This window comes from Nocardia sp. CY15, assembly GCF_009829295.1.
Classification (GTDB): Bacteria; Actinomycetota; Actinomycetes; order Mycobacteriales; family Mycobacteriaceae; genus Nocardia; species Nocardia sputi.
In genome coordinates, this window is sequence record NZ_VUOT01000007.1 from 106858 (window position 1) to 120366 (window position 13509).

13 protein-coding genes are annotated in these 13509 nt (G+C 66.8%); 3 read left to right on the forward strand and 10 right to left on the reverse strand.

All coding sequences use genetic code 11. The features are described 5' to 3' along the window. Position 1: 1 nt before the first annotated feature. Positions 2 to 439: a nuclear transport factor 2 family protein gene (locus GVY39_RS11465; protein WP_236565409.1), complete on the reverse strand. Its 438-nt coding sequence runs from the start codon at positions 437 to 439 to the stop codon at positions 2 to 4. A 77-nt stretch (positions 440 to 516) separates the two neighbouring features. Next, on the reverse strand, positions 517 to 1434 hold the full coding sequence (locus GVY39_RS11470) for a DMT family transporter (protein WP_159923428.1): 918 nt from the start codon (positions 1432 to 1434) through the stop codon (positions 517 to 519). Positions 1435 to 1670: 236 nt separating this feature from the next. Between GVY39_RS11470 and GVY39_RS11475 the strand changes: the two genes are divergently transcribed. Next, positions 1671 to 2900, forward strand: coding sequence for an acyltransferase (locus tag GVY39_RS11475; protein ID WP_159923426.1), 1230 nt, complete (start codon positions 1671 to 1673; stop codon positions 2898 to 2900). 175 nt (positions 2901 to 3075) lie between these two features. Here GVY39_RS11475 and GVY39_RS11480 read toward each other — a convergent pair whose 3' ends face one another. From GVY39_RS11480 to rpsF, 7 genes are all read right to left on the reverse strand, one after another. Next, on the reverse strand, positions 3076 to 4746 hold the full coding sequence (locus GVY39_RS11480) for a cutinase family protein (RefSeq protein ID WP_159923424.1): 1671 nt from the start codon (positions 4744 to 4746) through the stop codon (positions 3076 to 3078). Positions 4747 to 4948: 202 nt separating this feature from the next. Further along, entirely contained in the window at positions 4949 to 6460 is a 1512-nt protein-coding gene (locus GVY39_RS11485; protein WP_159923422.1) for a DUF11 domain-containing protein, read from the reverse strand. Positions 6461 to 6678: 218 nt separating this feature from the next. Then, positions 6679 to 8061 (reverse strand): replicative DNA helicase, encoded by a 1383-nt coding sequence (gene dnaB / locus GVY39_RS11490; protein ID WP_159923420.1) that lies wholly within the window; start codon positions 8059 to 8061, stop codon positions 6679 to 6681. A gap of 628 nt (positions 8062 to 8689) precedes the next feature. Beyond that, positions 8690 to 9142: a 50S ribosomal protein L9 gene (gene rplI / locus GVY39_RS11495; protein WP_159923418.1), complete on the reverse strand. Its 453-nt coding sequence runs from the start codon at positions 9140 to 9142 to the stop codon at positions 8690 to 8692. A gap of 17 nt (positions 9143 to 9159) precedes the next feature. Beyond that, complete coding sequence (rpsR, locus tag GVY39_RS11500) at positions 9160 to 9411, reverse strand: 30S ribosomal protein S18 (RefSeq protein WP_043700357.1); 252 nt, start codon at positions 9409 to 9411, stop codon at positions 9160 to 9162. Positions 9412 to 9468: 57 nt separating this feature from the next. Next, entirely contained in the window at positions 9469 to 10011 is a 543-nt protein-coding gene (locus GVY39_RS11505; protein ID WP_159923416.1) for a single-stranded DNA-binding protein, read from the reverse strand. Between the two features lie 88 nt (positions 10012 to 10099). After that, a complete protein-coding gene (gene rpsF, locus GVY39_RS11510) occupies positions 10100 to 10387 on the reverse strand; it encodes a 30S ribosomal protein S6 (protein ID WP_039803204.1) in 288 nt (95 codons plus the stop codon). Between the two features lie 216 nt (positions 10388 to 10603). Between rpsF and GVY39_RS11515 the strand changes: the two genes are divergently transcribed. Beyond that, on the forward strand, positions 10604 to 11995 hold the full coding sequence (locus GVY39_RS11515) for a glycosyltransferase 87 family protein (protein WP_159923414.1): 1392 nt from the start codon (positions 10604 to 10606) through the stop codon (positions 11993 to 11995). Here GVY39_RS11515 and GVY39_RS11520 read toward each other — a convergent pair. Further along, positions 11992 to 12525: an ABATE domain-containing protein gene (locus GVY39_RS11520; protein ID WP_159923412.1), complete on the reverse strand. Its 534-nt coding sequence runs from the start codon at positions 12523 to 12525 to the stop codon at positions 11992 to 11994. The genes GVY39_RS11515 and GVY39_RS11520 overlap by 4 nt on opposite strands. 83 nt (positions 12526 to 12608) lie before the next feature. On the opposite strand from GVY39_RS11520, the gene GVY39_RS11525 reads away from it, so the two are divergent. Next, positions 12609 to 13508 carry a DMT family transporter gene (locus GVY39_RS11525; protein ID WP_236565408.1) on the forward strand — a complete coding sequence of 300 codons (900 nt, stop codon included), beginning with the start codon at positions 12609 to 12611 and terminating at the stop codon, positions 13506 to 13508. The last annotated feature ends 1 nt before the right edge of the window (position 13509 follow it).

Below are 13509 nucleotides of genomic sequence, written 5' to 3' on the forward strand. Positions count from 1 at the left end.
CTCATCCCACCGGATCGAATGCCTGGGCGACGGCGAGACTGTCCTCGTAGACGTGGTGCCGGATGACCAGGCCATCCCGCACCGTCAGGTGCAGCGCGAACCGCGCGCGGTAAGCACGCCCGGTGCGGCGCGCGGTCTGCCGGATCTCCCCGAGCACCACGGCGTCGGCGCCGTCGACGAGCACGCCGTCGACGGTGGTGGCCACCTCCTCCGGCACATGATGTTCGGCGATCGAGCGGAAATGCTCTGCGGCGTCGGCCCGGGTCGAACGGTGCCGGATCCAGGGCGTCGCCGCGCGGCCGTGCTCAGCCTCCGGCCAATCCAGCCGCCAATCCACCTCTTCGGCGTACATCTCGGCGATGGCTTCCGGATCGCCGGAACCGATTCGCCGCAACAACTCTTCGACCACCATTCGCGTGGTCGGCGTGGTGACTGACACTGCCGGGTCCTTTCGAGGCAACGCCGCGCAATCGTGCGGCACGCACTGATTCTCAGCGCGCACGCGCTTCGTGGCGATTACCTCTCGGGTAATGGAACGGCTGCCTCCGGCGCGGCTGCCGCGGTCGATTCCTCGAGCGCCCGCCGGCCGCGCCCCCCTGCGGTGCCCAGCACCGAACCGAGGATGACCAGGGGAAAGCCGATCGCCATGCCCGCGGTCAGCGGCTCGTCGAGCGCCGTGACGCCGAGCAGGATCGCCACCGCGGGATTGAGGTAGGTGATCACCGTCGCGCGCGCCGGGCCGACCTCGGCGATCAGCGCGAAGAAGAACAGGAACGCCACGGCCGTACAGATCACCGCGAGGCCGAGTACCGACCAGGCCGAATCGGCGGTGATGTGCGACGGCCACCGCAGGCCCGCGAACGGCGCGTAGATCACCGCGGCCAGCAGCAGCGAGCCGGTCACCACACCGAGCGGAGGCAGGTCGGCCAGCGCCCGGTCGATCACGATGGGGCCCACCGCGTATCCGATCGTGGTCAGGCCGATCGCGGCGATCGCCGCCGGATTCCCCAGGTCGACGTCCAGGCCGACGAGCGCGGCGACACCCGCGAACCCGACGAGCAGGCCGGTGATCCGGCGTGCGTCGAACCGGTCGTGGCCGAGCACGGTCACGATCACCACGGCGATCAGCGGCACCGCGGCGATCAGCAAGCCGACGGTCGAGCTGTTCAGCGTGGTCTCGGCGTACCCGATCAGCAACCACGGACCGCTGATCTCCACCAAGGTGTAGAACAGCAGCGGCCGCCACCGCCGCAACACCGGGACCAGCACGCCGGAATACAGCGCGACCGGCGCGAGCAGCAGGCCGCCGATCAGCGTGCGGCCGAACGCGACCACGATCGGGTCGAGGTCCTCCACCGCGATGCGGATCATCGCGTACGGCACGCCCCAGATAACGCCCATCGCCAGGAACAGCGCCCACCCGCGGCGCGTCATCGCGCGACCGCCGTTCGGCGCGGGCCGACGACCGGCTCGGTGCCGGATCGAAGCCGCTCGGATCGCGACATACTCCCCTCCCTTTCGACCACTCGGAGCTTATCCACGGGACCGACAGATCCGGTTCCCGCTTGTGACAAGTCCGGTCGCTGTCCCGTTCGCCCGATTTCGGCGAATAGTGCGCGCGGGCAAGATGTTCGGGCTAGTCTCGCCGGGAGCGAAGGGAATGCATCATCGTGGTCGACGTCATCCGCCGGCTTGCCCCGAGCGAGGAAATGTTCGCCGCGGGCGAGGTCTTCATCGGTTATTCGGCACGGGTATGCGGCCGGTTGGACCTGCGGGCGTTGACGGCCGCCTTCGAGGCCGTCTCCCGGGCGCATCCCATCCTGCGCGCCCGCATCGAGTCCTCGGAACAGGGCGGTCACGTCTTCGCCGTAACGGATGCCACGCCCGAGATCTTCGTCGCCGACGCCGACCCCGAATTCGCGCTCACCGGCGCCAAATTCGACCAGCGCGGAGGCGTTTGCGGGCTGTGCGTGGTGCGCGACGGCGATACCGCGAGCGTCACGCTCATGATCCATCACAGCGTCGCCGACGCCTATCACGCGTTCGTCATCGTCACCGAGCTCTGGACCGGGTATCGGGACGCGGTCGGCGGTGGTAGCCCCGAACTGCCGGTGCACGCCTTTCCCGACCCGGTGGAGCACCTGCTGGCGGCGCGAGGCATCGAGAAGATGGCGTTGCCCGGCTCTGTGCCGCCCGGCGAAGCCCCCGCCGCCGCGTCGGTTCCGCAGCCGCGCGACGACGACTACCCGGTCCTGCGCACCACCCGGTGCCGACTCAGCCAGGAAGAGACCGCGGCGCTGGTCGCACTCGGACATCGAGAGAACGTCACGGTGCACGGCCTGGTGTCGGCGGCGCTGTTGCGTACCGAAGCCGAGATTCGCGAACTACCGCTGACGGGGCTGCTCTACCTGTACTCCGTCGACCTGCGCGGCAGGGTGAGCCCCGAAATCGACGCCACCGAAGGGACGAACGTCCTCGGCTTCGCCAACTACCTGTCACCGGAATCGGAGGTGACATTGGTGGAGTCGGCGCGCGGCATCAGCGAAGCTCTGCACGCCGGATTGGCCGCGGGCATCGTGCAACGCACGCCCTTGAGCATCCCCGACATGGCTGCCGCACCCAGGCCCGCCCTGCCCGGCGTCGTCATCGCGACCAACTGGGGCACCATCCCGCCGCTACCCGAGCACGACGGGCTGCGCGTCGACGACTTCCACTCCACCATGCTCGCGAAACCGGACCTGACCGGCCGCCGCCCCCAGCAACCGGGCGGCGGCACCTGCGTGATCAGCACCTTCGCCGGACGGCTGAGCGTGGAGATCCACCACCCAGAAGAATTCGCCGATCTCCAACAGCGCCGCGTCGAAGTGCTGGCCCGCCACCTGCGCGACGCCATCGCCTGACGTGTGACTCTGTCCGCCGTTCGGCAAGCACGGCGACGGCCCCAGTCGGATCACCACTCGCCGAAGCGATGGCGCGGCTGCGCTGTCGAGCAGTCAGAACACGCGCCGACTGCGGCTCGTCCGACCGAACGCCGTCGGCCGCGATCACGTTTCGCGATCGCGGCCGACGGGTCGATCAATTCGTTGTTCGCGCGGTCGTACTGGTGGTCGGTGCCGCGAATTGCGTGGTCGTCGTCGGCGGTTCGATGGTGGTGGTGGGCGCCGTGGTCTGCACCGGCGACGCGACCGGAGACGGAGCCGGCGGCGTGGTGACCAGCGGTGACGAGGTAGCGCTCGGGGCGCTCGACGACGGGACCGTCGTCGTCGGCCGGTCAGCGGCATCGGTCGTCGTGGGAGCGGTGCTGGTGGTCGTCGGTGACGTGGTCTTCACGGGTTCCGTCGTCGGGACCGCCGAGGAAGTCTCCACCGCCTTGTACACGGCCGCGAGATCCGCCTCTTGCGGCTTGGACGTCGGGTCGACCTGCTTACCGGCCTGCGCCTGCTTCGCCAGGTGGGTGAGCCAGGCAGCCGCGTACTCCGCGGACGTCAGCGGCTTGCCCGCGGCAGGGTCGGCGTCGTGCCAGTAGTCGAAGTGGTGACCGCTGTGGTTGGGTCCGAGCGTGAGGTTGTACGGGTCGCTCAGAATCACGGGAATCGTGTTCTGGTTCGTGACGATCAGACCGATGATCTCATTGAGCACCTTCTGCGGCAGGTAGGCCAGCGGTGACATTTCGCTGGTCGAAATCGAGTCCGCCTTCGCAGGGGTCTTCGTCTCACCCGGCTTGTACGCCGGATCCGACACTCGCAGCAGCACTTCCAAGAACGTCTCGTCACTCTGCATCCAGTTCGGCTGCGACTGGATATCGGCGAACGCCGCCAGCGCGATCCGGCTGAGCGCCACAGCGACGTCCTGCCCGGTCGCAGGCGTGAGCCCGTCTCGTTCCAGCGCGTCGACGTTCAACTGCCTGCCCACGTTGACCACCAACTGCAGAAGTGAGATGTTCTCCGGGGCCGCGCAGGTGAGGTCTCCGTCGGAGCAGAACGACGCGATCTTGCCGTTCAGTGCGCCGAAGTCACCGCTGGTCCCCTGCACCGCACCTTGTCCGGGTACCGGTTTCCTGCCGTTCTGATACTGCTGGTCGAAGCCATCGGGGTTGCCGAACGGGTCCTTGGATCCGGGGAACGGCCCGTCTCCGGCCGAGCGGCCCGAATCGGCGAGGATGACGACACCTACGACGTCGGCCGGATCGACGATTCCGTATGCACCGTCCTGACCGGCCTCCTGATGGCCGATCTTCATCGCGACACGGCGCACGACGTCGGCGCCCTCGCTGTATCCGACGATCGAGAACTTGGTGTCGGGGCAAGCCTGCGAGATCTCCCGCATCACCTGCTCGGTGTTCGCGACACCGGCGTTGACGGCGTCTTCGTAGGTGGCCATGTTCGCCGGATACGCGATGTACACCGCGGCGTACGCGCCGGGTTCGACATCGTCGGCCGGTGCGTTGACGACCGGATCCACCCATTCACTGCTGTGGTCACCCGACAGCGCGGCGGGCAACGGATCACCGTTGGCGTCCACGAGCATTTTCGTGGTCCCCGCCACAGGAGTGTCGTTGCGTCCGGCCACCGAGATGGTCACCATGTCGTGGCATTCCGTCACGGACGTGGTGAGCTGCGTATCCCTGGTTTCCGGCGTAGATGTCAGTGCCAACGAGGCGGCGACCACCGCCGCCACCCCCAGCACTGCCGGTGCGGCAGCAGCCGAAGCTATGCGATGCCGCGCGAAGAGCTCGCGAAGAGCCATGTCCTGATCCCCATTCCATACACGACAAAAGTGGACGGACAAGCCCCCCGACGGGCCATACGTCACCGAGGACGTCGTGGTCGGGTCCGCGAGCGTTACTGGGGACGGAATCGAGCCAGCGGACGGCGACTCTCCTGAGCACGCATTCCGCGCATGGCAAGACCGCTGCCTCATATGAGGCAGCGGTCTTGTGTGGCGTCTCCTATGGGCGGGTTACTTCGGTGGCGTGGAGGTTGCGCAGGGTGCCGTCACCGGCCTCGTACTGGGACGGGTAGAGCAGTTGCACGGACACAGGCAGCGGCGTGCCGGGCTCGATCGTGTGGGTGTCGTCCGGCGCAGCGATGACGACGGATCCGTCGGTTCCGTCCTTGATCACCTTGTACCACTGAGTCTGCTGAGGATTGATGCGGGTTCCGGGCGGTACGTCGAAGCGGATCTCCCACCACACCACCCGCTGCTCGTGGGCGGCCAGCGTGAGTTCATAGCTGATGATCCACCCCTGCGCGTCCTCGGGCCACGTCTGGGCCCACTGCCCCATGATCACGGGCATGACGGTGACGGGAGGCCGGTCGACCTCGGTGGTGACCGAGCCGGAGTGCTGCTTGGCGGTATTGGCCCGGGACGGGGAGGTGATCAGGCTGGTACAGGTGAGCCTGCCCTCGTACTGCGGGTCGATGGTGCCTGCCAGGTTGATGATCGCCTTGCCACCCTTGGGCAGGTCGATCGGCACGTGCAAGCCGTTCCGGACCGAACCGGGGCCGCAGACGGCACCGTTCTCGGCCTGGTAGGTCAGCTCCAGGTCGGTCAGCTCCGTCGGGACAGCGCCCTGCAGCATGGCGTCGGGGGCGTCGTTGGGGCCGAGATTCTGTACGCCGATGGTGTAGGCGATCCGGTGGCCCGATTGCGCCGTCTGTGGGCCGCTCATCTGCAGCGGCATTTCCGCGGGCAGGGTCACCTTGAGGTTCTTGATCCGGTGAGACGCGGTCGCGCTGCCCGTTCCGGCCGCGAAGCCCAGCTTGAAGGTCTCCGGCACGGGTGGCTGACCGGCGGCGCCTGCGAGCTCGAAGTTGTCGATCAACACGGTGCCGTTGGGGTTGGCTTTGTCGGCATGGCGAACGGTCAGTCGGCCGCCGATGATGGAGATCTGGATGTGAGCGCCGTGCTCCCACGACCCGCGGAATCCGCCCGGTACCTGAACGCCGGTGAGCCAGCGGAACCCCTCCCGCAGGCTACCGGCTCCGCGTACCCCGACGGTGTTGGGTCGTTGCGCGCCGCCTTCCGTACCGGCGAGCGGTGTGCCGAAATTCCCGAAGTTGTCGAAACCGACGCCCACGAATCCGGCTGTGACTCCCGGGGCGACGATGTGCGTCGGTGACGACTTCGTGCAGGAGTAGCCGAGCGCAGCGCCGAGACCGCCGGGCTGCGTCGTGTGCGCGCCGTCGATCACGTAGACGCTGAAGCCGTCGCCGAACGTGGCTCCTCCCTCACAGGAGTAGTCGAAGTCGATGGTGACGCCGAGCGTGGACGAGAACGGCTGATCGAGAAACGCCGTCCCGGCCTGGGAATTGGCGTTGGGCGTGAGCTCCAGGCTGCCGCCGCTCAGCCGCGCGCTGCCCAGCAACTGCCAGTGCGGGTTGGTCACAGTGTCCTGGGTGAACGATTCGACGATCGGGAACTGTGCTTGCTGGATGGTGACAGGCGCATACGTCGTCATAGTCGAATCGTCCTCGGCCGATATGCCATGGATGGGTGATCGCGCCACGCAGATTTGACCGGTACTGCGCAATGGAGGTAACGCATTCGATCTCACCGGAACCAGGGTCCGGAATCCCGCGCATCTTGATGCGGAACCGGTACATCCTGCAGCTGAGATGAGTTGTGCGGAAATATGAAGGAGGATCGGACCCTACAATAGCTGCTTTGCTGCTGCCGTCAGCCGCGTGCCATATCCACGAAGCGCGACAAATGCAGCTGGTGTGCGACGGTGATCGTCGCGGTCGGGCCGTTACGGTGCTTCCCCAAGATCAGGTCGGCCTCACCGCCGCGCGGGTCGTCGCGCTCGAAGGCATCGGGCCGATGCAACAGGATGACCATATCGGCATCCTGTTCCAAACTCCCGGACTCGCGGAGATCGGACACCATGGGGCGCTTGTCGGTTCGCTGTTCGGGACCGCGGTTGAGCTGGCTGATCGCGACGACGGGAACTTCGAGTTCCTTGGCCAGGAGCTTCAAATTGCGGGAGAAATCCGAGACTTCCTGCTGGCGGGATTCGACCTTCTTACCGGAGGTCATCAGCTGGAGGTAGTCCACCACAACGAGTTTGAGGTCGTGGCGTTGCTTGAGACGCCGCGCTTTGGCCCGGATCTCCATCATGGTCAGGTTCGGCGAATCGTCCACGAACAACGGCGCCTCGCTGATCTCACTCATCCGCCGCGCCAGCTTGGTCCAGTCGTCGTCGCTCATCCGCCCGGAGCGCATATCCCCGAGCTTGATCTTCGCCTCCGCCGACAACAACCGCATGACGATCTCGGTACGACTCATCTCCAACGAGAAAATGACACTCGCCAAGCCATGCTTGATCGAGCAACTACGCATGAAATCCATTCCTAGGGTCGATTTGCCAACCCCAGGCCGGGCCGCGACGATGATCATCTGGCCCGGGTGCAGGCCGTTGGTGATCTCGTCGAGTTCGGTGAAACCGGTGGGGACGCCGAGGGAGATGCCGCCGCGGCTGGCGATGGAGTCGATCTCGTCCATCGTGGGCTGAAGCAGTTCTTCGAGGGGGAGGAAGTCTTCGCTGGTGCGGCGTTCGGTGACTTCGTAGACCTCGGCTTGCGCGCGGTCGACCACCTCGGCGATGTCATGGCCGTCGGCGCCCGCGTAGCCGTACTGGACGATGCGAGTGCCTGCCTCGACGAGGCGGCGCAGAATGGCTTTTTCCGCAACGATTTCCGCGTAGTAGCTGGCGTTGGCCGCGGTGGGCACAGTCTGTGTGAGGGTGACCAGATAGGGCGCGCCGCCGATGCGCTTGAGCTCGCCACGCCGGTCCAGGCCCGCGGCGACGGTTACCGGGTCGGCGGGCTCCCCGCGCCCGTAGAGATCGAGGATCGTGTCGTAGACAGCCTGGTGGGCGGGACGGTAGAAATCGCCGGGACGAATCACCTCGACGACGTCGGCGATGGCGTCCTTGCTCAACAGCATGCCGCCGAGCACCGACTGCTCGGCCGCCATGTCGTGCGGAGGCTGGCGGCCGAAGTCTTCGCCGGGGGGTTCGGGCGGGAATCCCGTATGCCCGCGGTCATCGGTGGTTGTCACCAGACTCGACCGTCCTCTCTACCCCACGACCGGGTTTCACCCCGTTGACTCGTTCTACTCCCGGGCACCGACACGTTCACCGAAGCCGCTGACCAGGGCTCCAGCTACCGACGTGGCACCCATCCGTGCACGCGGTCGGGACCGGTCCGCGCACGGCGATGCGACGAACCTAGGCGACTCAGCGGGCGTGTACCAAACCGAGGTGTGCACACAGCTGTGGATAACTTGGGGAGAGTTCACCCAACGGTGTGCACCCCCTGTGTACAACTTGGGGAAAACCCAGGTGGGCAGCCTCGAATACGCAGATAGATAGCGACTTCCGCGTTCATCCCCGTGTGGATTAATGAAGTACCGGCGTGTCGGCCAAGTTGAACAGCCGGGCGTGTTGGGTTAACAGCACGTGAGCCACTTATGGCTTGAATCACATTGCGGGCGGTCGGTTCGGTCGGTAATCCACAGGCTGGGAAATGAAGTACCGGCGCGGAGTGTGGCGAGGCCCAGATTGTCCCGAATAGCGCCGTCTAATGTTTGGCAAACAATTGGCTATCAATCGGTTCCGGGTAGCAGGGCACAGCCGAAGACCACTCCCGTCCGAAAGAGGGGAGCGGTCCTCGACGTAATGCCTGGATCAGGCGGCGGTGACCGTGAGGTCGAACTTCGCCACCACATCCGGGTGCAGGTGCACCACGATGGCGTGCTTGCCGGTCGTCTTGATGTGCGCCTTCGGCAGCTCGATGCTGCGCTTGTCGACGACGGGGCCACCCGCCGCCTTGACGGCCGCGGCGACGTCCGACTGGGTCACCGAGCCGAACAGCTTGCCGGTGCCCGCGGTCTTGACCGCCAGCGAGACCGACTCCAGGCCCTCGAGGGCCTGCTTCAGTTCGTTGGCGTGGTCCAGGTCACGGACCCTACGGGCTTCCTGCGCCCGGCGGATGCCCTCGACCTGCTTCTGCGCGCCACGGCTGGCCACGATCGCCAGGCCGCGCGGCAGCAGGTAGTTGCGGCCGTAGCCGTCCTTGACCTCCACGGTGTCGCCGGGGGCACCGAGGTTGTCCACATCAGCAGTCAGAATCAACTTCATTTGCGTGCTCCCCTTTCTCAGCGAGCCGTCGACACGTAAGGCAGCAGCGCGACCTCACGCGAGTTCTTGACCGCAACCGCGACATCGCGCTGGTGCTGCACGCAGTTGCCGGTGACGCGGCGGGCGCGGATCTTGCCGCGGTCGCTGACGTACTTGCGCAGCAACGCCGTGTCCTTGTAATCGATCGTGACAGTTCCGGTCTTGCTCTCCTTGCAGAACGAGCAAGCCTTCTTCTTGAGCACCTTTTCGCGCGCGGGCGCTTTAGGCATGGTCTTGTACTCCGTAATCAGTGATGGCCCTATTCGAGCGGGCCGTTGTGGCCGTTCTCAGAACGGCGGTTCGTCATCCATGCGGCCGCCGCCCCCGAAGGAGCCGGCCGCGGGCGCACTGCCCCAAGGGTCGTCCTCGGCACCGCCGGAACGCCCACCGCTACCACCGGAGGAGGCGTAGTTGCCACCGCTGCCGGACCCGGACCCGGCCCCGAAGCCGCCGCCACCGCTGCCGCGACTGGTCTTGTTGACCTTCGCGGTGGCGTAGCGCAGCGAGGGACCGACCTCGTCGACCTCGAGCTCGACGACCGTGCGCTTCTCACCCTCGCGGGTTTCGTAGGAGCGCTGCTTGAGTCGTCCGCTCACGATGACACGGGAACCTCTGGTCAGGCTTTCGGCGACATTCTCGGCGGCCTCGCGCCAGATATTGCAGCGCAGGAACAGCGCTTCGCCGTCTTTCCATTCGTTCGAATTACGGTCGAACACCCGAGGGGTCGACGCGACGGTGAAATTCGCCACCGCCGCTCCCGCCGGTGTGAATCGAAGCTCCGGGTCGGCCGTCAGATTGCCGATGACCGTGATGACCGTGTCGCCTGCCATGTGGTTCCTCCTGCTCGGTGTGCAGTCCGCGTCTCGCTGTTGCGCTAGAGCCTAGGCACAGGCTCCGACGCAAACGAGGGTTGCCGGACTACTTGTCGTGGCGCAGAACCTTGGTGCGCAGCACCGACTCGTTGAGACCGAGCTGGCGGTCGAGTTCGCTCACGGTGGCGGGCTCGGCGGTCAGATCGACCACGGCATAGATGCCCTCGGCGTGCTTGGCGATCTCGTAGGCGAGCCGGCGGCGGCCCCAGATGTCGACCTTGTCGATCTTGCCGCCTTCGGTGCGAACGACACTGAGCAGGTTGTCCAGCGACGGACCAACAGTGCGCTCGTCCAGGCTCGGATCGAGAATGACCATCACTTCGTAATGACGCACGGACCAATCACCTCCTGTGGACTAGGAAACGGCCACGGACGGTCCGTGGCAGGAGGGTTCGTTGCGTCAGCAACCCGAACAGGCTACATGAGCGGCGCCTGAGCAGTGAAATCGCCCCGGGCCGGGCGCCCGTGGGCGCGTGAGGTCGGTCCTGGAGTTCGCATTCGTAGGGAGGGAATGGAGGCACGGCCGAGCGGGTCCGCTTAGGGTGGATCCATGCCGACCGGACCCGCCGCCAGCGACCTGCCCGCGGGCGGTGTGCGACGCCGCGCGGCGCTGGCCGCGGTGGTGGTCTTGCTCTGTGGTCTCGTTCTGGCGCTGGCGTACGCGAACAAGGCGCGGTGTGCGGGGGAGCCGTTCGATCGAGACGGTCGCAGCACGGCATTCGACGTCATCAAGGATTCGGACGTCTGCTACTCGGACATCCAGTACCTCTGGCTCGGCAGAGACATCAACGAGCACGTCTTCCCATATGTGAGTGGCGGCATCACCGGCGACGGCGCCCTGGTCGGCGGCGCGGTGGAATACCCGGTGCTCAGCGGCGTGCTGATGTGGCTCGGCGCGGTCGGAGCGGACAACGACGCCGATTTCCTGCGGTACTCCGCGCTGCTGCTGGCGCCCTTCGCGCTGCTGACCGCGTGGATGCTGGCTCGCCTGGCCGGAGGCGCCGCCCTGCTGTGGGCGGCCGGACCTCCGCTGGTGCTGTATGCCTTCCACAACTGGGAACTGCCGGTCGTCTGCACGGCGGTGGCGGCCGTCTACGTGATGGCGGCGCTGACGCGCTACTCCGTGCGTACCAGGGGAATCGTGGCCGCAGTGCTGCTCGGCCTCGGGTTCTGTCTCAAGCTGTACCCGGGAATCTTCGTGTTGCCGCTGCTGGCGTATGTGCTCACCGGAGGCGACGAACGCGACCCGGAACAGCCCGACGGCGGGCTCGACGTCCGTGGCGCTCTGCTCACCGCGGCCGCGGCGATCGGCACCGTCGTCGCGGTGAACCTGCCGTTCGCGGTGGTGGGTTACGAGGGCTGGCGCGCGTCGATCACCTTCCAGCAATTGCGTCAGGCCGATATCACCACGAATTCCATCTGGTATTGGGGACTGCGGCCGATGTTCGGGCCGGACGCGCACAGCGAGGCGGCGTTCCAGCAGGTGGTCTCGGTCGCCTCGCCGCTGCTGGTGCTCGCGGCGTTCGCGTTGGCCATGTGGCTGGGCTGGAAGCGTTACCTGAGGACCGGGGTGTTCGGGTGGGTCGGGGTGAGCGGGGCGATGCTGTGTGGGTTCCTGCTGTTCCACAAGGTGCATTCGCCGCAGTACACCTTGTGGCTGGTGCCGTTCCTGGTGCTGCTCGAGGTGCCCTGGTGGTTGATCGGCAGCTATCTCGTCGCCGACGCGGCCATCGGGGTGGGGGTCTTCCGCTACTTCTACTCGATGGGTTCGGGCACCTCGGTAGAGGTGATGGAGAACGTCGTCCAATTCGGTGTGTGGGGGCGCGCGAGCCTGCTGATCGTGCTGTTCTTCGTGTTCTTGTGGGCGTGGCCGCGCGGTTACCGCGCGAGGTCGCGCCCGGCGTCGCGGTCCGACCCGCGCAATCTGGTGCCGGTGGTCTAAGGGCCACCGTGCCGGGCCCGGAAGGCGGCGCTCTTGGCGCGGTTACCGCACAGCGTCATGTCGCACCAGCGGCGGGAGCCGCCCCGGGAGGTGTCCACGTACAGCCGGGTGCACGCGGGTCTGCCGCACTCCTTGATCAGTGCCGTGCTGCCCAGTAACTCGATCGCGGACCGGGCGACGGCGGCCAAGGCCGCGTCGGCGTCGCCGCGGCGGCTGACGCTGCCGTCGGCGCGCAGGCTGATCGAGGGCGGTGCGCCGTCGGCGAAATCGTTGACGGTCCGGCGGTCGGTGTCGGTGCAGGGGTTCCCCTGTGCGGCGGCGAGCGCTGCGCGATAGACCGCCTCGCGGAGGCGCACCGCCCGCGCGAGGGTGCCGGCGTCACTATGCGGGGGATGGTCGAGCAGGCCCGCGGCGACGATCCAGTCGGCGAGCGCGGCGGGAGCGACGAGGACGTCATCGAACGTGGTCGAGCGCGCCTTGACAGTGCCCGCGAAGTCCAAAGCGAGGTTGCCGCTCACGAAGGTGAACATCCTCTCATGCTAACCGCCTTGACAGGTTAGTCTGTCGACTGTCACCGTGATAACCACCCGAGGTGGTTATTCAGGGAGGCGCTGTGCAGAGTCGATTCGCGATGGTGGCAACGCAGCCGCTGTTCGTCGTGCTGTGGAGCAGTGCCTTCGTCGCCGGTGTGATCGGAGTCGGCGCCGCGCCGCCGCTACTGGTGTTGTTCGCACGCTTCGCCATCGCCGGAGTGCTGCTCGCGGCCTACGCTGTCGCGACCCGGGTCACCTGGCCGCGGGGCAACCAGCTGCGCCACGTGTTCGTCGCCGGGTTGTCGGTGCAGATGGTCCAGTTCGGCGCCTTCTACACGGCGATGGCCGAGCATGTCCCGGCGGCGGTGATCGCGTTGGTCCAGGGCTTGAATCCGGTGGTCATCGCGCTGTGCGCCGGACTGATCGGCGAGACCGTCACGATGCGGCAGTGGTTCGGCTTCGGCATCGGCGGAATCGGCGTAGCACTGGCCGTGTTCGACCAATCCCACTTCTCCGTGCTCGGGTTGCTGTTGTGCGTCGTGGGGCTGCTCGGCCTGAGCATCGGCACCGTGTACCAGAAGCGGTTCACGCCCACGGTCGATCCCCGCGCTTCCACGGCGCTGCACGTGGTGGTCAGCGCGCCGATCGCGGGAGCGCTGGCCTGGCTGTCGGGCCAAGTGCACGTGTCGGACGCGGGCCGGTTCGCCGGTTCGCTCACCTGGATGGTCCTGGTGAACTCCATCGCCGCGTTCCTGCTGCTCAACGCCATGCTGCGCCGGTGGGACGCGACCAGGGTGGGTAAGCTGTTCTTCGCGACGCCCGCGGTGACCGCGATCCTCGCGTGGCTGCTGATCGATCAGCCGTTGCGTCTGCTGACGGTCGCCGGGCTCGGCATCGGCTTGATCGGCCTGGTGTTCGCCGCACGCACCCCAGTGCGGTCCAGGGTCGCGGCGGATGAGCCCGTGGCCGCGGCGCGCTGAC

What these genes read in the sequence shown, in the direction of transcription:
- GVY39_RS11470 (WP_159923428.1), bottom strand. Translation starts at nt 1,434, where the DNA reads ATGACGCGCCGCGGGTGGGCGCTGTTCCTGGCGATGGGCGTTATCTGG.
- GVY39_RS11480 (WP_159923424.1), bottom strand. Translation starts at nt 4,746, where the DNA reads ATGGCTCTTCGCGAGCTCTTCGCGCGGCATCGCATAGCTTCGGCTGCT.
- GVY39_RS11485 (WP_159923422.1), bottom strand. Translation starts at nt 6,460, where the DNA reads ATGACGACGTATGCGCCTGTCACCATCCAGCAAGCACAGTTCCCGATC.
- rplI (WP_159923418.1), bottom strand. Translation starts at nt 9,142, where the DNA reads ATGAAGTTGATTCTGACTGCTGATGTGGACAACCTCGGTGCCCCCGGC.
- rpsR (WP_043700357.1), bottom strand. Translation starts at nt 9,411, where the DNA reads ATGCCTAAAGCGCCCGCGCGCGAAAAGGTGCTCAAGAAGAAGGCTTGC.
- GVY39_RS11505 (WP_159923416.1), bottom strand. Translation starts at nt 10,011, where the DNA reads ATGGCAGGCGACACGGTCATCACGGTCATCGGCAATCTGACGGCCGAC.
- GVY39_RS11515 (WP_159923414.1), top strand. Translation starts at nt 10,604, where the DNA reads ATGCCGACCGGACCCGCCGCCAGCGACCTGCCCGCGGGCGGTGTGCGA.
- GVY39_RS11520 (WP_159923412.1), bottom strand. Translation starts at nt 12,525, where the DNA reads ATGTTCACCTTCGTGAGCGGCAACCTCGCTTTGGACTTCGCGGGCACT.